Here is an 18185-nt window from a genome sequence, read left to right on the forward strand (position 1 = left end):
CCGGACCAAACCCCCGTTTCGGCCTACCGGTTCCGCCAACCTTGGCCTTTCCGGGCGTGATCGGCAAGAAATGACCTGAACCACGGCGTGGCGCGGTCCGTGAACTCGGTGTGTGCTCACTTCCCGGGATCACACGCTCACGCCGGAGCGGGTCCCTTAGGCTGCTCCTCATGAGCGTTCCGGCACGGCGTCCTGCCGTGCTGGGTGCTACCCGGGGTGTGTCGCTCGCCGTGTGCGCCTCGGCGCTTTCCGTGACCGCGCACCGGATGGCCGACGGCGGCCTGCCCGACCCGGCGATGACCGTGCTGCTCGCCGGTCTCTTCGGCTGGACCGCGACCGCGCTGGCCCGCAAGGCGCGCGGGACGGTCGCCACGATCTCCCTGCTCGGTGCCGCCCAGCTCGTGATGCACCTGCTGCTCACCACGCTCGCCGACCACCACGACATGGCCGCCATGTCCGGCGGCGGCGGGCTCGGCACCGGCCTCGGCATGGTGACCGCGCACGCCGTCGCGACCTTGCTGGCCGCGCTCCTGCTCGCCCGCGCGGACGCGATGCTCCTCGCGGTGCTCGCCGTGCTGCGCGCGATCCTGCCGCGGTTGCTCGCCGCACTGCCGGTGCCGGCGGCTCCCGCGCTCGTCCCGGTGCGCGTGGCCGCGCCGGGTCACCTGGTCGGCGTCGACCTGCGCCGGATCCGCGGGCGGCGCGGCCCGCCCGTTCACTCCTGAATCCCAGCTCATCCCCCACACCGGCCCGGTCCCCGAACCGAGCCGTCCCTTTCTTGAGTTCATCAGGAGTGAACCCATGTCCCAGCACGTCTTCAAGCGCGCCGGTTTCCTCGCCGCCACCGTCGGTGCCGCCGGTCTCCTCGGTGCGGGCATCGCCTCCGCGCACGTCACCGCCAACGTCTACGGCCCGCAGCCGACGAAGGGTGGCTACGCCGCGATCGTGTTCCGCGTGCCCAGCGAAGAGCCGACCACCACGACCACCAAGGTCGCCGTCGACTTCAAGGCCGACTACGGCATCGGCTCGGTGCGGACCAAGCCGCTGCCCGGCTGGACCGCCGAGGTGACGAAGTCGAAGCTGCCGACCCCCATCACCAAGGACAACGGCACGCAGATCACCGAAGCCGTCACCGCGGTGACGTGGACCGCGCAGCCGGGCAACGAGCTGAAGGCCACCGACTACCAGGAGTTCTCGGTCAGCTTCGGCCCGCTGCCGACGAACGTCGACCAGGTGGAGTTCCCGGCGCACCAGACCTACAGCGACGGCAAGGTCGTCGACTGGAACCAGCCGACGCCGGCGGGCGGCGAGGAGCCGGAGCACCCGGCGCCGGTCGTCAAGCTGGCCGCGAAGGCCGCGGAAGGCGACGAGCACGCCGGGATGGACGCCAACACGGCGTCGACCACCGGCGAGCACACCGAAGCCGCGGCGGCTTCCGACAGCACGGCCCGCTGGCTCGGCGGAGCGGGCCTGCTCCTCGGCGCCGTCGGCCTCGGCGTCGGAGCCGGCGCCACCATCCGGGCCCGCAAGGCCACGGCGAAGCCGGGAGGCAACAGCTAAATGCGGAAGGCGCTCGTCGCGCTGGCGTTGACGGTGGTGGCCGTGCTCGGCACGGCCACCCCGGCGCTGGCGCACAACGTGCTGATCTCTTCGGACCCGGCGAACGGCTCGTCCGTCACCGCCGGCCCGCAGAAGGTCAGCCTGACGTTCGACCAGTACGTGCAGGGCGCGGACGTCAACCAGATCGCGGTGACCGGACCCGGCGGCGGCCAGTGGGCCGAGGGACCGATCAGCGTGGTGAACAACGTCATCAGCGCGCCCCTGCGGCCGCTCGGCCCGGCCGGGAAGTACACCATCGGCTACCGGGTGCTGTCCGCGGACGGCCACCCGGTGACCGGTGAGCTCTCGTTCACCCTCACCGCGGCGGGCACCGGCACACCGGCGACCGTCGACGCGGCGAAGTCGCCGGGCAGCTCGTCGTCCGCGGCTCCGCAGTCCGGCTCGACCGGGGTGCCGATCTGGGTCTGGATCGCCGGCGCGGTCGTGCTGCTGGCGATCGGGCTGACCGTGGCCCTGCGATCGGGCCGGCCCGTGGAAGAGAAGAAGTAGCAGCGATGACCCAGGCCGAGACCACCAAGAAACCCCGCTATTCGACGCTGCTGTGCGTCGTGACGGCGGGTCTGCTCGGCGCCCTGATCGGCGTCGCGCTGATGGCCACCACCCCGGTCCCCGGCGTGGTGCAGCCCAGCGCGGTGGTCTCGGCCGGCATCCCGGTCGTGCGGGTCCTGCTCGACCTCGCCGCGGTCACGACCATCGGCCTGGCGCTGCTGTCGGTGCTCGTCGGCTACGACCGGCCGAAGCTGACCGAGCCGATCATGCGGCTGGCCCGCCCGGCCGGGGTCGCGGCCGCGCTCGTCTGGGCCACGACCGCCGTCGTCGCGCTGATCCTGCAGACCGCGGAGTACAAGCCCGGCTCCTCGACGCTCTCCGCAGGGGACATCGGCGGCTACATCGCCAACGTCGGCGCCGGGAAGGCGCTCGTCATCGTCGCCGTGCTCGCGCTCGGCCACGCCGGGATCGGCGCGCTGGCCCTGCGCTTCGGCGAGAAGGTGCCCGCCGAGGTCCGCGTCGGGCTCGGCCTGTTCGCGCTGCTGCCGCTGCCGGTCACCGGGCACGCGTCGAACTGGAACTACCACGACTACACGATGATCTCGATGGAGCTGCACGTCATGAGCGCCGTCGCCTGGACCGGCGGCCTCGGCGCGATGACCGTGCTCCTCGTCGCGAACCGGACGCTGCTCGCGCACGCGATGCCCCGGTTCTCGAAGCTCGCGACGCTCTGCCTGATCCTCTCCGCGGCGACCGGGCTGTTCAACGGCCTGGTCGAGATCTCGCTCAACCCGACCATCGGCTTCTGGGCGGCGATCTTCACGACGCCGTACGGGCAGCTCTTCGTCCTGAAGTTCCTGTGCACCGGCGTCATCGCGCTGCTCGGGGCGTACACCCGCTGGCGGCTCATGCCGCAGATCGTCCGGCACAACCGCACGGCCCTCGCCGGGTGGGCGACGCTCGAGCTGACCGTCATGGGACTGGCGTTCGGCTTCGCGGTGGTGCTGACGCGGGCGCCGGTCGTCGCGTCCTGAAAGCCTTTCCCCGCAGGTAGAGCCGGTCTGAAGTCACGCCGAGTAGCTGCAACTTGCGCATTGGGATGAGAGGTAGACCATTGGGGGCGACCTGTCGGGCCGAACTTTCTACCCAGAGAAGAGCGCATTTCACAAGCGACGAACGGTCATCTGCCGTCGTCGAATGCACGTGCAGATTGTGGCGCCGATCACACGAAGTGACAGATATCGATCAACGGTAACGCGTCCACCGGGAGTCCGTCCGGGCGTTCCGGAGATCGTCCAAACGGCGGTAGAGCTCGGGGCGCACCTGCGGCCGGCTGCGCAGGATCGGCAGCACGCTCGTCGTCAGCTTCAGCTCGCGGATCGCCCTGAGCACGGCGAACCCGGGCCACGACGTCACGTCGAAGCCGTACGCCGCGGCGAACGTCCGGTAGCGCACCGGCGGGTCACCGAACCGCTCGCGGCCGACGGCCAGCGGCGTCAGGTCCCATTCCGGCGGGCCGACGCACGACGAGTCGAAGTCGCAGAGCACCGGACCGTCCGGACCGGGGATGACGTTGCCCGGGTACGCGTCGCCGTGGACCAGGCCCCTGGGCAGCGGAAACTCCAGCTCGGCCAGCGCGGCCTCGAGCTCGGCGCAGCGGTCGAGGAGGAACGCGCGGTCGCCGTCGGTGAGCTCTTCGGCGTCGGACACCCGAGCCCGCACCGCGGCGAACGGCGCCCACTCGGCGAGGCCGTCGGGCGCGGGCAGCGCGTGCACCTGGCGCAGCAGGCGGGCCAGGTCGGTGGACGTCGCCGCCCGGCCGATGCTCGGCACCTGGTGCCACACGGTCACCAGGTGCCCGCCGACCGGCAGCGGCTGCTCCACGGTGTCGAGCAGCCGGATCGCGGGGACGTCGTGGCGTTCGAAGTGCCGGGCCACGCGGACCACGGTTTCGACGCGGTGCCGGAGCCGGGTGGACCCGACGATCCGGATCACTAAAGGCGCGGTGACCAGCGCGTACACCGCGTTGTTGGTGAACCGCAGGAGCCGTGCGCCCGCCGGGTCGAAACCCAGCAGGGCGCACGTCTCGGCCAGTACGCCACGCAGCTTGCCGGAGGTGAACCGGCCGTCCAAGACGCCGGCGCCTTCGGCGTTATGCGGCGTAGAAAGCGTTGAGGCGGTCGGCGAGGTCACGGGCGTCGGCGTTGTTGCGGCGGCGTTCGGCCTCGTCCTGCAGGGGCCGCATGCGGTCCTTGACCCGCTCGGACTTGATGCCCTCGGCGCAGTCGATGGCCTTGCCGCCGACCTTGGCGCCGTGGTCGAGGTCGCCGTCCAGCAGGTGGTTGGTGGCCAGCGCGCTCAGCATGAACGTCTTGGAGCGGGCCATCTCGTCGTCGTAGGACTCGACGGCCCTGGTCAGCGCCGGGATCGCGTACTTCGTGTGCTCGGTGTTCTTCTGCGCGAGGACCGTGTGGACGGTGCCGACCATCGCGTAGACGTCCGTCTCGGTGAAGAACTTCACCCACGACTCGGCTTCGGCCAGGTTGGCGCGCTCGAACTCGTCCTTGCTCCGGCCGAGCAGCTTCACCGCCTGCTCTTCGTTGCCCATCATCGCGTAGGCCCAGGCCTCGTTCGCGCAGAGCACGGAGACCGCCAGCTCGGAACCGGATTCCTGAGCGGCGATCTGGCCCAGCTGGAACAGCTTCAGCGCGTCGTTCGGGGCGTCCTGGTGCAGGTAGACGCGGCCCATGCGGTAGAGCACGTTGGCGACCAGCGGGTGGTTTTCGCCCTGCTTGGCCAGGTCCAGCGCGTTCGCGAAGTGGCCGCGGGCGGAGTCCATCAGCCCGGTGTCGAACGACGTCCAGCCGGCCAGCGAGTGGAGGTCGGCGAGCGCCACGTACAGGCGGTTCTTGACCACGTCGGCGCCGTGCGCCTCGAGCATCTGCTGTCCCCAGGACAGCTGCGCGACGACGGCGTCGCGGCAGAACCCGCCGCCGTACTGGTAGTCGAGGGCCCGCAGGGCGCGCGTCGCGGCCTCCACCTGGCGCACGTCGGTCATGCCGATGCGCCCGGGCGCCGGCGTCCGCGCCGGTCCCGCCGACCACGTGCCCGATTCCGGACCGAACACCGCCGCACCCATCGTGACCTGGGCGGCGTGCGCGAGGAACCTCCGTCGCTTCACGGACTCGTCCTCCTCAGCCTGCTGGCCGTCGGCGGAGCCGACGACGCGTATCGCCGTGGCCTCGTCGTAGGCGAGGCCCATGTATCCACGGGGGACACCCAGGCCGTCGGCGATCCGCGTGAGGACGTCGTAGGCCATGACCTGGCGACCCTTGAGGATCTCCGACACCTCGGACTGGGACTGGCCGGTCATCGCGGCGATCTGGCGCTGCGAGACACCGTGCTTGCGAAGGAGCCGGTAGACGGCGCTGATCTCGCGGCTGGCGAGAGCAGCTCTCATCTCGGGCTGCTCCCACGCGTCAGCGGGAACTGCGTGGCTCTGCCGGGCGTCGGCACTGCCACCGTTACTGGCGTCCATCGCGCCCCCTCCACTGTCCGGTCGGGCGTCTGTGAAACAGCGTAAGCAAACCTGAGGAACTGTGTGAACTGGCGGACTGGCGCCCTGATCGGTCCGGGCGAAGTCCGTTGACCGCTTACCGTGGAACCGAGTCCGGTCACCGCTATGACGCCATTTCGACCTTCTATCGCACCCGGTTTCACCTCACTGTAGTTGTCAGATCTCCGTCACCGCCCGGACACCGGCAGCGATCACGGAGAGCTACGAAAACCGCAGTGGTCATGACAAAGCGATGTTGCAGAAGGCATCTTCGGAGCCCAACGGACCCGGAGACGGCAACGACAGAGCGGAGAAGGGCGTGGAGTTCGTGGACTCGTTCGCAGTGGGACATGCCGGCACGGCGACCCGCGCCGTGCGGCCGGTGGTCTCTCCCATCTCCGCCGTCCGCCCGGTCACCCCCGCCGCCGCGGTGGACCCCCGTACCGCGAACGTCCGGCACTACGAAGGCGGGCAGCTGGTGTGGCGCGTGCAGTGCGGCGACCTCATCAGCCGCGAGCGCGCGGTGACGGTGTTCGTCGAGGACAACCAGGTGGTACTGGTCTCGCCCCCCGGCGAGACCGCGCGGTTGACGTCCGGCCAGCTCGGACAGCTGCGCGCCGCGCTCAACGAAGCCGCCAAGATGGCGGAAAGGTAACGGTGAGCTGATCATGGATCAGGTACTCGGGCAGGTCCTCCGCAATGCGGTCTGGGAGCGCCTCGACATGCTGACCGACCTGGCGAACCGCGCCGACGCACAGTCGCTCGTCTCGGTCGCACGCTCCGAACTCCCCCGCTTGACGGAGGCGTGGCGCGCGATGCTGAAGATGCACGAGCCCGACGAGCGCGGCGACTGCCCCACCTGCTCGACCCGGTGGCACCGCTGCAAGGCGCCGTGCTCGGTCTGGCAGGTCGCGCACGAACACCTGGTGGCAGGCGGATTGGCGCCGCAGCAGTCCTCGTCGGACAGCCGGCTGCAGGGCCGCCGCCAGAGCCCCGTCCCGGCGCAGGGCCGACCGGCCCCCGCGCCCACCGCGGCCGAGACCACCGGGCGCCACGCGCTGGTGAACCCGCGCCGAGCGGTCACGGCCTGACGGACCCCCGGGCCGTCGCCACCTCCCGCGGTGGCGACCCGGAACCCCCTGACAGGCGAGCGCGGCCGACCGATCGCCCCATCGGACCCGCGTCAGCTCTCGCCCCGGCCGGGGACTGTTTCGCCCGCACCCCCGAGCAGCGCGAACCAGTCCTCGGCCGCCCCACCCGGTCCCCACCGCGATTAATCGAAAAAAATACGCGTTAGGCCTAGCCCAGGCGGTAATCCCCCGCTAGATTGATCATCGAAGAGGCCTGGACCACTGGTTCACCTCGACGTGACCCGCCTGTGAGCGGCCCCTGAATTCCGCGGGCCGGTGCCGTTGCACTCCCCTCCCCCGACCGGCACCGGCCCGCGGTTCCAACCTCAGCGAACCGCCTTCACCCGCAACACGAGCACCGCGGCCAAGAGCGTCGCGACGGCCGAAGCGGCGAAGAGTCCCGAGTACCCACCCAGGTAGGCCAGCACCAGCGGCGTCAGCAGCGGAGCGACCACCTGCGGCAGCGAGTTCGCGATGTTGATGACACCCAGGTCCTTCGCCCGGTCCTGCGCGGTCGGGAGCACCTGCGTCAGCATCGCCAAGGCGACCGCCATGTACGCACCGAAACCGACGCCCAGCAGCGGGGACGCCGCGAGCGCGACCGGCCAGCTCTGCCAAACGACCAGCAGCAAAGCGGCCAACGCCATCACACCGGACGCCGCAAGGACGTATGGCTTACGCCGTCCGGACTTGTCGGAGAAGTGGCCGGCGAGCACGGCACCGATGACGAGCGCTACGCCGTACAGCCCCATCATGATGAGCAGGCCCGTGTCGGGGTCTTCGTAGTGCACCGCGTCCTTGAGGAAGAACAGCAGGTAGAGCGTCCCGAACGCGTTGCCGAGGTTGATCATGAAGTGGCACGACCAGGCCCACGCGAAGTCCGGGTGCCGCCGCGGCGAGACCCACAGGTTGCGGAGGACCTCGCCGGCCTGCGACGACGGGCGGTACTCGACCGGCAGGCGCGCATCCGGCGTCCGCAGCACGAAGAACGCGGCGCCCACGACGACGATCACCGCGCAGACCGCGTACGCCAGCGGGATCCCGGCGATGCCGAGCATCACGACGACCACGACCGCGCCCAGCACCGTGCCGAGCATCTGCGCGATGCCGACGAGCCCGCCGACCTGCGCGCGCTGCCCGACCGGGACGCGGTCGGCGATGGCGGACATGAGCGTGGCGAGCATGCCGTTGAGGCCCGCTTGGACGAGGCACCAGCCGACGATCAGCAGCGCGACGTCCGGCGCGAACGCCAGCACCAGCAGCCCGACGGCCGCGACGACCGCGCCGATGACCGTCCACGGGTGGCGGCGGCCGAAGCGCGAGGTCGTCCGGTCGGACAGCAGCCCGACGGCCGGGTTGACGATCAGCGCCACGATCGCGCCGACGCCCATCACCAGCCCGAGCACGAACTCCTTGTTCACCTGGTCGAGCAGTTCGGCCTGCTGCGGCAGCAGCACCTGGATCGGCGCGTAGATCCCCAGCCAGAGCGCGATGTTCGCGAAGAACAGCAGGCTCATCCAGCCGGGCCGCACCCGCACGACGGGTTCGGCGAGGGCTTCCGGCAGACCGGTCGTCTCGGTGGTCTCACTGCTCATCCCGCACCAGCTTCCGGTACCAGTGGAACGAGTCCTTCGGCGTGCGCCGCAGGGTTTCGTAGTCGACGTGCACCAGACCGAAGCGTGGCGCGTAGCCCTTGGACCACTCGAAATTGTCCATCAGGGACCAGCAGAAGTAACCCCGGACGTCGACACCGGCGTCCATCGCCTCGCGCAAGGCGACGAGGTGGCTGCGCAGGAAGTCGATGCGCTCGGGATCGTGCACGCCACCGTCCTCGGCGACGACGTCGGCGAAGCTGCAGCCGTTCTCGGTGATCTGGATGGGCGGCAGCTTGTCGCGGTAGCGGCGGTGGAAGTCGAGCAGCAGCTCGCGCAGGGCGTGCGGGACGATCGGCGAGTCGTTGGTCGTCATCGGATAGCCCTCGATCGGGCGAAGGTCGAAGGGCAGCGGGTTGCCCGGACTGGGCTTCGCGACCCCCTGCGGCTCGTAGTAGTTGACGCCGTAGAAGTCGAGCGGCTGCGCGATGGTGGGCAGGTCGTCGGCGAACCCGGCGGGGAGGTGTTCGTGGAGCTGTTCGGGATAGGTGCCGAGCAGCACCGGGTCGGCGTAGAGCCGGTTGAGCAGCGCGTCGAGCCACTCCGCGGCTGCTTCGTCTTCCGCGGAGTCGTCGGTGGGCCAGATCGGCGAGTGGTTGTTGGCGGTGCCGATGTTCGTGGCGCCGGCCGCGCGGAGGGCCTGGACGGCGAGTCCGTGGGCGAGGTTCTGGTGGTGCGCGGTCGGGATGGCGTCGAGCAGAAGCGTCTGGCCGGGCGCGTACTCGCCGATGGCGTAGCCGAAGATCGACATAACCATGGGCTCGTTGAGCGGAATCCACAGTTTCACCCGATCGGCGAAGCGCTCTCCGAGGATGTGAGCGTATTCGGCGAAGCGCTCAGCGGTCGTGCGGGAGAGCCAGCCGCCGTCGTCTTCGATCGCCTGCGGGGTGTCCCAGTGGTAGAGCGTGACAGCGGGGGCGATCCCGGCTTCGCAGACGGCGTCGATGAGCTTGTCGTAGAAGCCGAGTCCCTCGGAGTTGGGCGCGCCCTTGCCGTCGGGCTGGATGCGGGGCCAGGCGATGGACATGCGGTAGGCGCCGACACCGAGCTCCGCCATCAGGGCGATGTCTTCGGGGTAGCGGTGGTAGTGGTCGGCCGCTACGTTTGCTTGTTCACCGCGGGCGATCTTGCCCTCGGTCGCGGTGAACGTGTCCCAGATGGACGGTCCGCGCCCACCTTCGCTGGTGGCGCCCTCGATCTGGAACGCCGAAGTCGAGACACCCCAGAGGAAGCCGGGCGGGAAGATCGGGTTCTGCACCGGTGCTGACCCCTTCGTCAGGCCACCCGTACGGGTGAACATGAAAAGTTCTCATATACTAGGTCTTCACTCGTCCGTGGGGAAGCCCGTCGGCACGATAAAGTCCCAGATCAGACGAGGAGGAGCGCCGTGTCCGACATCCAGGCCGCGAAGGTGCCGGCAGAAGCCACCCCCTTGCGCCGTCAGCCGGTCCAGCAGCGAAGCGCGAAGCGAGTCGAGCAGATGCTCGACGCGAGCGCGGCGCTGATCGACGAGCTTGGCTACGACGCACTCACGACGACCCTGATCGCCAAACGAGCGGGTGTGGCGGTGGGTTCGCTGTACCAGTTCTTCCCGGACAAGCGCGCGGTCGTGCAAGCGCTTACCGCCCGCAACCTGGAGAGGTTCGTCGGCGCGGTGAACGAGCGCCTGAAGCAGCTCGGTCCCGAGCACTGGTGGGACGTCGTCGATTCGATCCTCGACATCTACCTCGAGATGCACAGGTCGGTCCCGGGCTTCTCGAAGGTCCACTTCGGCGACATCATCGACCGCCAGCTGCTGGACGAGACCCGCGACAACAACGCCGTGATCGTGGATTCCCTGACGGACCTGGTGTCCACGCAGGTGGACCGGCCGGTGGAGGACCTGCGGTTCGCGATCGGCATCGCCAACGAGGTGGCGGACGCGCTGCTGAAGCTGGCGTTCCGCAAGGAGCCGAGCGGGGATGAGAAGATCGTCGCCGAGGCGAAGTACGTGGTGAAGGGGTATCTGGCGGCCCGGTTCGGGGAGCGGTCCTAGCTGTCCACAGAAGTTGTCCACAGGCATCCACAGCTGTGGACAACCCAGCGGCTTGGGCCGGTTCTGTCGGGGTGCGCCGATAGACTGGAAGCGGGGGTTCCCCCAGGGAAGGGCGGGGTGCGGCCGGGCGGTGATGAGCTGCGGCTGGACCACCTGATCGCTGCGGGGTTCGCCCGTCCGGGGATGGGACAAGACGGAGATCGCTGCCGGTCCGCGCCGCGATATCGGCGTTCTGGCGCACGGACGTAGTACCCAGCCCAGCGGTGGCGTTCGGTTGGGCGAGCCTAGGTCTGCGCCGGACGACTTCAGACGCGCGGGGCGAGGCGCCGGCAGCAGCGCCGGACGGGCTTCGGTTGTAGAGCCAAGCCGTGGGCTGGCTAACTTGCGCGGACGCGATCAGGTGCGCGGAGCCAGGTCGGCGGTGGCTGCGCCAGGGCGCGAATCAGGCCAGCCGGTTTGTGCGCCGGGCGCGCGTTCGGCTGCGCGGAGCCGAGCCGCGCCGCCGTGGCTGCGCGAGGTCAGGCCGCCGCCGGAATCGGGCGCTCAGCCGAAGTTCTGGTGCTCGCCTCGGTACGTCGGGACCGTGCGCTCCACTCGGTCGCCCATCACCAGGTGGTAGTGCGTGAAGCGCTCCGCCAGCTCACCCGCCTTCGCGTGCCGAAGCCACACCCGGTCGCCCAGGTTCAGGGTGCGGACTGCTCGGCCGGTTACCGGGGTCTGGACCTCGCCCGCTCCCTCGAAGCCGAGGAACTTCAGGCCCGTCGGGAGATACGGCGTCGGCTGGCGGGACGGACCTGTGGGCCCCGAAGCGATATAGCCGCCGGAGTACAGCGTGGCGATCTTGCGGGTTGGGCGGCGGACCACCGGCAACGCGAACAGCGCCGCCGGGCGGGGCTTGAAGCGGGTGTACCCGTCGAACAGTGTCGGGCCGATCAAGCCCGAGCCTGCCGCGATCTCCGTGACCACCGCGTCCGCGCCCGTGGACTCGATGCTTCCCGTGCCGCCGCCGTTCACGAACTCCAGGTCCGCCACTTCGCTCACCGCGCGGACCGCCTCGCCGCGGCGGCGATTCAACTCCGCCGCCGAACGGCGTTGCATCCAGCCGATCACCGCCTGGTTCAGCCTGCGGCCGGCCGCGTCGCCGAGTCCGGCGATCTGGCCCTCGTACGCCATCACGCCCACCAGGCGGAAGCCCGGCCGTGCGACGACCTGGCGGGCGAACGTCAATGCCTGCTTCGGCGTGAAAATCGGGGAACGCCTGGTGCCCACGTGGACTCCCGGCAGCGGGCGCCACGACGCGTCCAGCTCCAGGCACACCCGGATCTCCGGGTGGCCGTGGCCGAGAGCCGCGTCCACCAAATCGAGGTGCGAAGGCGAGTCGACCATGATCGTGACCGCCGCGCGGGCCTGGTCGGACGCCGCCAGGCGGCGGAGGGCTTCGTGGTCGGCCGTCGGGTAGGCGACGACGACGTCGTCCGTCGTGCCCTGCTCGACATGCCAGATCGCTTCCGACAGCGAGTAGCACATCAGGCCCTCGAAGCCCGGCATGGCGAGCACGCGCTCCAGCAACGCGCGGCAGCGGACCGACTTGCTGACGACGCGGATCGGCTTGCCCGCCGCGCGGCGGTGGAGGTCGCCGGCGTTCGCGTCGAAGGCCGCCAAGTCGACCACGGCCAAGGGTGGATCGAGGTCCTTGGTCGCCAAGTCGTACACCGTCGCACTGGTCACGAGGTCTAAAGTACGACACGAAGGCTTGAAACGCGAATACTGTTCACATACTGTTTCGGGCACTCGACGGATGAAGGGTGCGCGCGCATGACCCGGTGGACCAACTGGGCGGGCACGGCCTCCGCCTCGCCACAACACGTTCACCAGCCGCGCAGCGCGGCCGAGATCGCGGCGGCCGTCGAAGGCGTCGCCGCGGCCGGCCGGACCGTGCGCCCCTGGGGCAGCGGGCATTCGTTCACCGCGATCGCCGTCGCCGACTCCGACGCCCTCGACCTGCGCCACTGGACCGGCATCGAGCGCGTCGACCTCGAAACCGGCCAGGTCACCGTCCGCTCGGGCACCACGATCAAGCAGCTCAACGCCGACCTCGACGCGCTCGGGCTGGCCATGACCAACCTCGGTGACATCGACGCACAGACCATCGCCGGCGCGATTTCGACCGGCACCCACGGCACTGGCGCACGCCTCGGTGGCATCGCCACTCAGATCGCCGCGCTCGAGCTGGTCCAGGCGGACGGCTCGGTCGTCACCTGTTCGGCGGACGAAAAACCCGACCTCTTCGCCGCGGCCCGCGTCGGCCTCGGCGCGATCGGCGTCATCACCACCGTGACGCTCAAGTGCGAGCCGTCGTTCGTGCTGCGCGCGCAGGAACGGCCGGAGCCGCTGGAGCAGGTCCTCGAAGGCTTCCACGACTTCGCCGACCAGAACGAGCACTTCGAGTTCTACTGGTTCCCCTACGGCAAGAACGCGCTGGTCAAGCGCAACAACCGGTGCGAGACCGCCGAGCCGCTGAGCAAGGTCCGCGAGTTCGTCGACTACCAGATCATGGAGAACGTCGCGTTCGGCGGACTCTGCCGGACGGGCCGGCTGATGCCGCGGCTCGTGCGCCCGCTGAACAGCTTCGCGTCGAACATGCTCTCGGCGCGCGAGTACAGCGACCTCTCCCACCGAGTCTTCGTCACCGCGCGCAACGTCCGGTTCACCGAAACGGAATACGCTGTTCCACGTGAATCAGTGCTGGACGTGCTCGCCGAACTACGGGCAGTAGTGCCGACGCTGAAGGATCCGGTGATGTTCCCGGTCGAGGTGCGCGTCGCCGCGGCCGACGACATCTGGTTGTCGACAGCGCAGGGCCGCGACTCCGCCTACATCGCCATCCACCAGTTCACCGGCATGCCCTACCGCGAGTACTTCAGCGCGTTCGAGAAGATCGCCGGCGCGGTCGGCGGCCGCCCGCACTGGGGCAAGATGCACGACCTCGACGCCGGCGTCCTCCGCTCCCGCTACCCGCACTTCGACGACTTCCTGCGCGTGCGCAAGGAAACCGATCCGAACGGCGTCTTCACGAACACCTACCTGGACCGGGTGCTCGGACCGGCCTAGAAGAGCGCGGACACCGATTCGCCGTTGTGGATCCGGCGGATCGCCTCGGCCAGCGCCGGCGCGATCGACAGGATCTTCAGCTTCTCCGTGCGCTCCTCTTCGGGCACCGGGACCGTGTTGGTGCAGACGATCTCCAGCACCTCCGGCCGGCTGCCGATGCGCTCGATGGCCTTCGCCGCGAACAGCCCGTGCGTGCAGGCGACCCGGATCGACCGGGGTTCCAGCTCGGCGAGCTTGTCGAGCAGCTCGAGCACCGTGCTGCCCTTGGCGATCTCGTCGTCGAGGACGATGACGTCGCGGCCGGTGACCTCACCGATCACCGACGAGATCTGGACGCGGTCGTCCGGGAAGCGCTCCTTCGCGCCGGCGGCGACCTGGACGCCGAGGAGCCGCGCGAAGTGCGACGCCTCCTTCGCGTTGCCCAGGTCGGGCGAGACGACGGTGGTGCGGGAGAGGTCGTACTGGCGGAAGTGCTTGGCCAGCTCCTGCAGCGCGTGCAGGTGGTCGACCGGGACGCTGAAGAAGCCGTGGACCTGCGGCGAGTGCAGGGTCATCGCGAGCACGCGGTTCGCGCCGGCCGTGGTCAGCAGGTCGGCGACCAGGCGGCCGCCGAGGGAGATGCGCGGCGCGTCCTTCTTGTCCGAGCGCGCGTACGAGTAATGCGGCATCACGGCGGTGATCCGCGACGCCGACGCCCCGCGCGCCGCGTCGAGCATCAGGAGCAGCTCGACGAGGTGCTCCTGCACCGGCTTCACGAGCGGCTGGATGATGAAGACGTCCCGTTCGCGGCAGTTCGCCTGCAGCTGCACCTCGAGGCAGTCGTTCGCGAACCGCCGGATCTCGGCCGGCTGCAGCGGCACGCCCAGGTGCTTGCAGATCTCTTCGGCCAGTTCGGGGTGCGCACTGCCGCTGAAGACGGCGATTTCTCTCGACGCCTGGTTGATCACAGCGCTGCGATCGCCTCTCCGATGGTGTCCTCGCCCGAGATCAGCGTCAGGGTGCGGTGCACCGAAGCGGGCGCCTCGAGCAGGCCGGCGAGCACCGCGGCGACGTCGTCGCGCGGGATGGAGCCATAGCCGGTCTCCTCGGCCAGCAGGACCAGGCCGGTGCCGGGATCGTTGGTCAGCGAACCCGGCCGGAGGATCGTCCAGTCGAGGTCGCGTGCCTTGAGGTCGTCCTCCGCCGCGCGCTTGGCGCGCAGGTAGTGCCGGAACTCCTCGGTGACGTCGGGGTTCTCCGGGTTGTCGGCCCCGATCGAGCCGACCTGGATGTGCCGCCGGACCCCGGCTCGCTCGGCCGCCTCGGCGAACAGCGCCGCGGCACCTCGGTCCACAGTGTCCTTGCGGGCGGTGCCGCTGCCCGGACCGGCGCCGGCCGCGAAGATCGCGGCGTCGGCACCCCTCAGGACCTCGGCGACCGCGTCCACATCGGATTTCTCCAGGTCGAGCACGACGCCCTGGGCGCCGGCGGCCTCGAGATCCGCCTCGTGGGCGGGATTCCGGATGATCCCGACCCCTTCGTCACCGCGCGCGGCGAGCAGCCGCTCCAGCCGCAGCGCGATCTGACCGTGTCCACCAGCAATGACGACTCGCATGGAGCCGACCCTAGTGCGAAGCGGGCGCCTCGGCTGTGCGCAGGAGGTGGTCGTAGACCAGTTCGTTGACCAGGCGGGAGACCGGGTCCTCGGCCAGCACGACGCGCTCGGTGCGGCCCTCGAGGTCGAGGTCGACGACCGCGTTCGGGTCGGCCGTCACGACGGCGAGGCCGTACGCGCGGGCCCTCGGCAGGCAGTTGCCGACGTAGTCCTCGGTCAGCGTGACCGGCGACGGCAGCACCAACGCGGCCTCGCCGTAGCGGGCGAACGGAACCGCGGAGGCCATCGCGGTGCGCCAGTGGCGCGCGACGGCCAGGACGCCGACGATCTCGGCGGCCGGGGCGGGGGCGGTTCCGGCCAGCTCCGGCCAGGTCCAGGTGTCGACGGTGGCGCGGTCGGCCACCGGGCCGGCACCCATCGCGATGCGTTCGGCGTGCACATCGGTGCGAAGCTTGGCGACCACGCAGACCTTGCGGCCGAGGATCGTGGTCTCGGGGAGGACGATGCCGTTCCAGCCCAGCTGGGCCGCGGCGGTGCGGGCGAGTTCGTCGACGCTCGCGGGGAGCTCGATCGGCGGCACCACCCGGCTCGGCATCGACCGGCTGCGCTTCGCGCCACCGGCGACCGTCGAGCGATCGGTGTTCTGAGGTGTAGCCGCCACGAGTCCGCCTCCTTCTAACCTGCACCGCTGTGTGCCGGTGAAAACCGGCACCCAATCTGTCTAACAGCGCGGCGGCGCGGCGTCGCCGGGTAGTGCGAGTGGCTGCGATCGGCGGCGGCCAGCGGTCGATGACCGGTCGGTAGGCGGTCATCCGACTTCGGTCGAACGGTGCGGCCAACCGAGTGATCGCGGGGTGAGTGGCACTACCGTCCGCCCGCGACCGACTACCGGGGGCAGGGTTCGGCCCCGGCGCCCGACTAGCCCGTTCGGCGCAACCCGGGGAAAATCCACAGTGGACCCAGGGCGCTGAGCTGCGGATGTCCGCCGTCACCCACACGGCGGTGACTTACGCCGCAGCGGCGTCGCGCGCCCGGGGACTAAAGTTACCCGCCAGTTACTTAGTCGCCGCCGTGGAGGACCGATGCGCTCGCCGAAGGACTTCTTCGCCACGCTCGCCCTGGGAGCGCCCGCCCCCGTGCGGGAGATCCCGGTGACGCCGTCCCGGATGATCCACTTCTTCGACCCCGGCAACGAGAAGATGGCGGCGAAGGTGCCGGCCATCGCGCAGAAGGTGGACGTCCTGCTCGGCAACCTCGAGGACGCCGTGCGCGCCGACCGCAAGGAGGCCGCGCGCGCCGGGCTCGTCGCGATCGCCAAGGCGAACGACTTCGGGAAGACGCAGCTGTGGACGCGGGTCAACAGCCTGGATTCGCCGTGGGTGCTCGACGACCTGGTGACGCTCGTCACCGAGATCGGCGACAAGCTCGACGTGATCATGGTGCCGAAGGTCGAGGGCGCGCAGGACATCCACTACGTCGACCGGCTGCTGGCCCAGCTCGAAGCGCGCGCCGGCCTGACGAAGCCGTTGCTGGTGCACGCGATCCTCGAGACGGCCAGCGGGGTGGCCAACGTGGAGGAGATCGCCGGCGCGAGCCCGCGCATGCAGGGCATCTCGCTGGGTCCGGCCGACCTGGCCGCGAGCCGCCGCATGAAGACGACCCGCGTCGGCGGCGGGCACCCCGGCTACCTGGTGCGCACCGACCCGACGGGCGACGACCTGACCGAGGGCCGGACGACCTACCAGCAGGACCTCTGGCACTACACGGTCGCGCGGATGGTCGACGCCTGCGCGATGCACGGGATCCTGCCGTACTACGGGCCGTTCGGGGACATCCGCGACGTCGTCGCGTGCGAGGACCAGTTCCGCAACGCGTTCCTGCTCGGCTGCGTCGGCGCGTGGAGCCTGCACCCGGTGCAGATCGACATCGCGAAGAAGGTGTTCTCGCCTTCGCCGTCCGATGTGGCCTGGGCGCGGCGCGTCATCGCGGAAATGGGCGACGGCACCGGCGCCGTGATGATCGACGGGAAGATGCAGGACGACGCGTCGGTGAAGCAGTGCCGCGTGGTCGCCGAACTGGCCGACGCCCTCGCGGCGGACGACCCCGAACTCGCGGCCGCCTACGACGCCGCCACCAAGGAGGCCCTCGGATGACCGAGCTGAAGCCGAGACGTTCCGTTCTCTACATGCCCGGCGCCAACGAACGCGCGCTGGAGAAGGCCAAGACCATTCCGGCCGACGCGCTGATCCTCGACCTCGAGGACGCCGTCGCGCCGGACGCGAAGGAAGCCGCGCGCGAGCGGGTCTGCGCTGCGGTGGGCAACTACGGCTCACGGGAAGTCACCATCCGCGTCAACGGTCTCGACACCGAGTGGCACGACGCCGACCTGCGCGCGGCCGCGTCCGCCGGGCCCGCCGCGGTGGTCGTGCCGAAGGTGAACTCGGCGTCCGAAGTGCACAACATCGAGCGCGCGCTGGAGCTCGGCGGCGCGCCAGAGCACACGAAGATCTGGGCGATGGTCGAGACGCCGGTCGCGATGCTGCACGCGGAGGAGATCGCGGCGGCGTCCGAGCGGCTGACCGTGCTGGTGATGGGCACGAACGACCTGGCCAAGGAGCTGCACGCGGAGTTCGTCCCGGGTCGCGGGCCGCTGCTGGGCGGGCTGTCGCTGTGCCTGCTGGCCGCGCGCGCGACCGGCAAGGCGATCCTCGACGGCGTCTACAACGACGTGAAGGACCTTTCCGGGTTCGAAGAGGAGTGCAAGCAGGGCCGCCAGTACGGCTTCGACGGCAAGACGCTCATCCACCCCGGCCAGGTCGAGCCGTGCAACCGGATCTTCGCGCCGTCCGAGGAGGAGATCGACCGGTCGCGGCGGATCATCGAGGCCTTCGAGAAAGCCGGCAGCGGTGTCGTCACTGTGGACGGTCGGATGATCGAAAACCTGCACGTCGACAACGCGCGGCGGGTGCTGGCGCTGGCCGAGGCCGTCAAGAGCTGA

Annotated in this window: 18 protein-coding genes; 10 read left to right on the forward strand and 8 right to left on the reverse strand. The window is 70.0% G+C overall.

Annotated elements, in window-relative coordinates:
- The first annotated feature begins 170 nt into the window (after positions 1-170).
- The 4 genes from ACZ7OU_RS05840 to ACZ7OU_RS05855 all read left to right on the forward strand — a co-directional run bounded on the left by ACZ7OU_RS05840 (position 171) and on the right by ACZ7OU_RS05855 (position 3143).
- On the forward strand, positions 171-725 hold the full coding sequence (locus tag ACZ7OU_RS05840) for a hypothetical protein (RefSeq protein WP_470254370.1): 555 nt from the start codon (positions 171-173) through the stop codon (positions 723-725).
- Positions 726-801: 76 nt separating this feature from the next.
- A complete protein-coding gene (locus ACZ7OU_RS05845) occupies positions 802-1560 on the forward strand; it encodes a YcnI family copper-binding membrane protein (RefSeq protein WP_470240030.1) in 759 nt (252 codons plus the stop codon).
- Positions 1561-2109: a copper resistance CopC family protein gene (locus ACZ7OU_RS05850; RefSeq protein WP_470254371.1), complete on the forward strand. Its 549-nt coding sequence runs from the start codon at positions 1561-1563 to the stop codon at positions 2107-2109.
- Between the two features lie 5 nt (positions 2110-2114).
- Complete coding sequence (locus ACZ7OU_RS05855; protein ID WP_470240032.1) at positions 2115-3143, forward strand: copper resistance D family protein; 1029 nt, start codon at positions 2115-2117, stop codon at positions 3141-3143.
- A gap of 211 nt (positions 3144-3354) precedes the next feature.
- Here ACZ7OU_RS05855 and ACZ7OU_RS05860 read toward each other — a convergent pair whose 3' ends face one another.
- Both ACZ7OU_RS05860 and ACZ7OU_RS05865 read right to left on the reverse strand, forming a co-directional pair.
- Positions 3355-4242, reverse strand: a complete 888-nt coding sequence (locus ACZ7OU_RS05860; protein ID WP_470254372.1) for a phosphotransferase — start codon at positions 4240-4242, stop codon at positions 3355-3357.
- Between the two features lie 19 nt (positions 4243-4261).
- Entirely contained in the window at positions 4262-5647 is a 1386-nt protein-coding gene (locus tag ACZ7OU_RS05865) for a tetratricopeptide repeat protein (RefSeq protein WP_470240034.1), read from the reverse strand.
- A gap of 337 nt (positions 5648-5984) precedes the next feature.
- On the opposite strand from ACZ7OU_RS05865, the gene ACZ7OU_RS05870 reads away from it, so the two are divergent.
- The gene (locus ACZ7OU_RS05870) at positions 5985-6320 is read left to right on the forward strand and encodes a hypothetical protein (RefSeq protein ID WP_470240035.1); all 336 of its coding nucleotides are present in this window, start codon (positions 5985-5987) and stop codon (positions 6318-6320) included.
- A gap of 13 nt (positions 6321-6333) precedes the next feature.
- Entirely contained in the window at positions 6334-6756 is a 423-nt protein-coding gene (locus tag ACZ7OU_RS05875) for a hypothetical protein (protein ID WP_470240036.1), read from the forward strand.
- Positions 6757-7121: 365 nt separating this feature from the next.
- Here ACZ7OU_RS05875 and ACZ7OU_RS05880 read toward each other — a convergent pair whose 3' ends face one another.
- Together ACZ7OU_RS05880 and ACZ7OU_RS05885 are read right to left on the reverse strand one after the other, a co-directional pair.
- The gene (locus ACZ7OU_RS05880; RefSeq protein ID WP_470254373.1) at positions 7122-8390 is read right to left on the reverse strand and encodes an MFS transporter; all 1269 of its coding nucleotides are present in this window, start codon (positions 8388-8390) and stop codon (positions 7122-7124) included.
- The gene (locus tag ACZ7OU_RS05885; protein WP_470255887.1) at positions 8380-9705 is read right to left on the reverse strand and encodes a GH1 family beta-glucosidase; all 1326 of its coding nucleotides are present in this window, start codon (positions 9703-9705) and stop codon (positions 8380-8382) included. Before ACZ7OU_RS05885 ends, ACZ7OU_RS05880 begins: the two co-directional genes overlap by 11 nt.
- A gap of 129 nt (positions 9706-9834) precedes the next feature.
- On the opposite strand from ACZ7OU_RS05885, the gene ACZ7OU_RS05890 reads away from it, so the two are divergent.
- Positions 9835-10482: a TetR/AcrR family transcriptional regulator gene (locus ACZ7OU_RS05890; protein WP_470240038.1), complete on the forward strand. Its 648-nt coding sequence runs from the start codon at positions 9835-9837 to the stop codon at positions 10480-10482.
- A gap of 543 nt (positions 10483-11025) precedes the next feature.
- Here ACZ7OU_RS05890 and ACZ7OU_RS05895 read toward each other — a convergent pair.
- Complete coding sequence (locus tag ACZ7OU_RS05895) at positions 11026-12210, reverse strand: amino acid deaminase/aldolase (protein WP_470240039.1); 1185 nt, start codon at positions 12208-12210, stop codon at positions 11026-11028.
- A gap of 87 nt (positions 12211-12297) precedes the next feature.
- On the opposite strand from ACZ7OU_RS05895, the gene ACZ7OU_RS05900 reads away from it, so the two are divergent.
- Positions 12298-13593: a D-arabinono-1,4-lactone oxidase gene (locus ACZ7OU_RS05900; RefSeq protein ID WP_470240040.1), complete on the forward strand. Its 1296-nt coding sequence runs from the start codon at positions 12298-12300 to the stop codon at positions 13591-13593.
- On the opposite strand, the gene ACZ7OU_RS05905 is transcribed toward ACZ7OU_RS05900, so the two are convergent.
- The 3 genes from ACZ7OU_RS05905 to ACZ7OU_RS05915 are packed head-to-tail and all read right to left on the reverse strand — an operon-like array spanning position 13590 to position 15848.
- Positions 13590-14540, reverse strand: coding sequence for a ribose-phosphate diphosphokinase (locus ACZ7OU_RS05905; protein ID WP_470240041.1), 951 nt, complete (start codon positions 14538-14540; stop codon positions 13590-13592). The two genes, ACZ7OU_RS05900 and ACZ7OU_RS05905, sit on opposite strands and share 4 nt — an antisense overlap.
- On the reverse strand, positions 14537-15187 hold the full coding sequence (locus tag ACZ7OU_RS05910) for an NAD(P)H-binding protein (protein ID WP_470240042.1): 651 nt from the start codon (positions 15185-15187) through the stop codon (positions 14537-14539). The genes ACZ7OU_RS05905 and ACZ7OU_RS05910 overlap by 4 nt, the downstream gene beginning before the upstream one ends.
- Before the next feature lie 10 nt (positions 15188-15197).
- A complete protein-coding gene (locus tag ACZ7OU_RS05915) occupies positions 15198-15848 on the reverse strand; it encodes a hypothetical protein (RefSeq protein ID WP_470240043.1) in 651 nt (216 codons plus the stop codon).
- A 421-nt stretch (positions 15849-16269) separates the two neighbouring features.
- On the opposite strand from ACZ7OU_RS05915, the gene ACZ7OU_RS05920 reads away from it, so the two are divergent.
- Both ACZ7OU_RS05920 and ACZ7OU_RS05925 read left to right on the forward strand, forming a co-directional pair.
- Entirely contained in the window at positions 16270-17340 is a 1071-nt protein-coding gene (locus tag ACZ7OU_RS05920; RefSeq protein WP_470254374.1) for an HpcH/HpaI aldolase/citrate lyase family protein, read from the forward strand.
- On the forward strand, positions 17337-18185 hold the full coding sequence (locus ACZ7OU_RS05925; RefSeq protein WP_470240045.1) for an HpcH/HpaI aldolase/citrate lyase family protein: 849 nt from the start codon (positions 17337-17339) through the stop codon (positions 18183-18185). Before ACZ7OU_RS05920 ends, ACZ7OU_RS05925 begins: the two co-directional genes overlap by 4 nt.

This window comes from Amycolatopsis sp. NPDC114505, from assembly GCF_055633615.1.

Excerpts from the sequence above, each read along its gene's own strand:
- ACZ7OU_RS05840 (WP_470254370.1), top strand. The coding sequence starts at position 171 with ATGAGCGTTCCGGCACGGCGTCCTGCCGTGCTGGGTGCTACCCGGGGT.
- ACZ7OU_RS05845 (WP_470240030.1), top strand. The coding sequence starts at position 802 with ATGTCCCAGCACGTCTTCAAGCGCGCCGGTTTCCTCGCCGCCACCGTC.
- ACZ7OU_RS05850 (WP_470254371.1), top strand. The coding sequence starts at position 1,561 with ATGCGGAAGGCGCTCGTCGCGCTGGCGTTGACGGTGGTGGCCGTGCTC.
- ACZ7OU_RS05855 (WP_470240032.1), top strand. The coding sequence starts at position 2,115 with ATGACCCAGGCCGAGACCACCAAGAAACCCCGCTATTCGACGCTGCTG.
- ACZ7OU_RS05865 (WP_470240034.1), bottom strand. The coding sequence starts at position 5,647 with ATGGACGCCAGTAACGGTGGCAGTGCCGACGCCCGGCAGAGCCACGCA.
- ACZ7OU_RS05875 (WP_470240036.1), top strand. The coding sequence starts at position 6,334 with ATGGATCAGGTACTCGGGCAGGTCCTCCGCAATGCGGTCTGGGAGCGC.
- ACZ7OU_RS05880 (WP_470254373.1), bottom strand. The coding sequence starts at position 8,390 with ATGAGCAGTGAGACCACCGAGACGACCGGTCTGCCGGAAGCCCTCGCC.
- ACZ7OU_RS05900 (WP_470240040.1), top strand. The coding sequence starts at position 12,298 with ATGACCCGGTGGACCAACTGGGCGGGCACGGCCTCCGCCTCGCCACAA.
- ACZ7OU_RS05910 (WP_470240042.1), bottom strand. The coding sequence starts at position 15,187 with ATGCGAGTCGTCATTGCTGGTGGACACGGTCAGATCGCGCTGCGGCTG.
- ACZ7OU_RS05920 (WP_470254374.1), top strand. The coding sequence starts at position 16,270 with ATGCGCTCGCCGAAGGACTTCTTCGCCACGCTCGCCCTGGGAGCGCCC.
- ACZ7OU_RS05925 (WP_470240045.1), top strand. The coding sequence starts at position 17,337 with ATGACCGAGCTGAAGCCGAGACGTTCCGTTCTCTACATGCCCGGCGCC.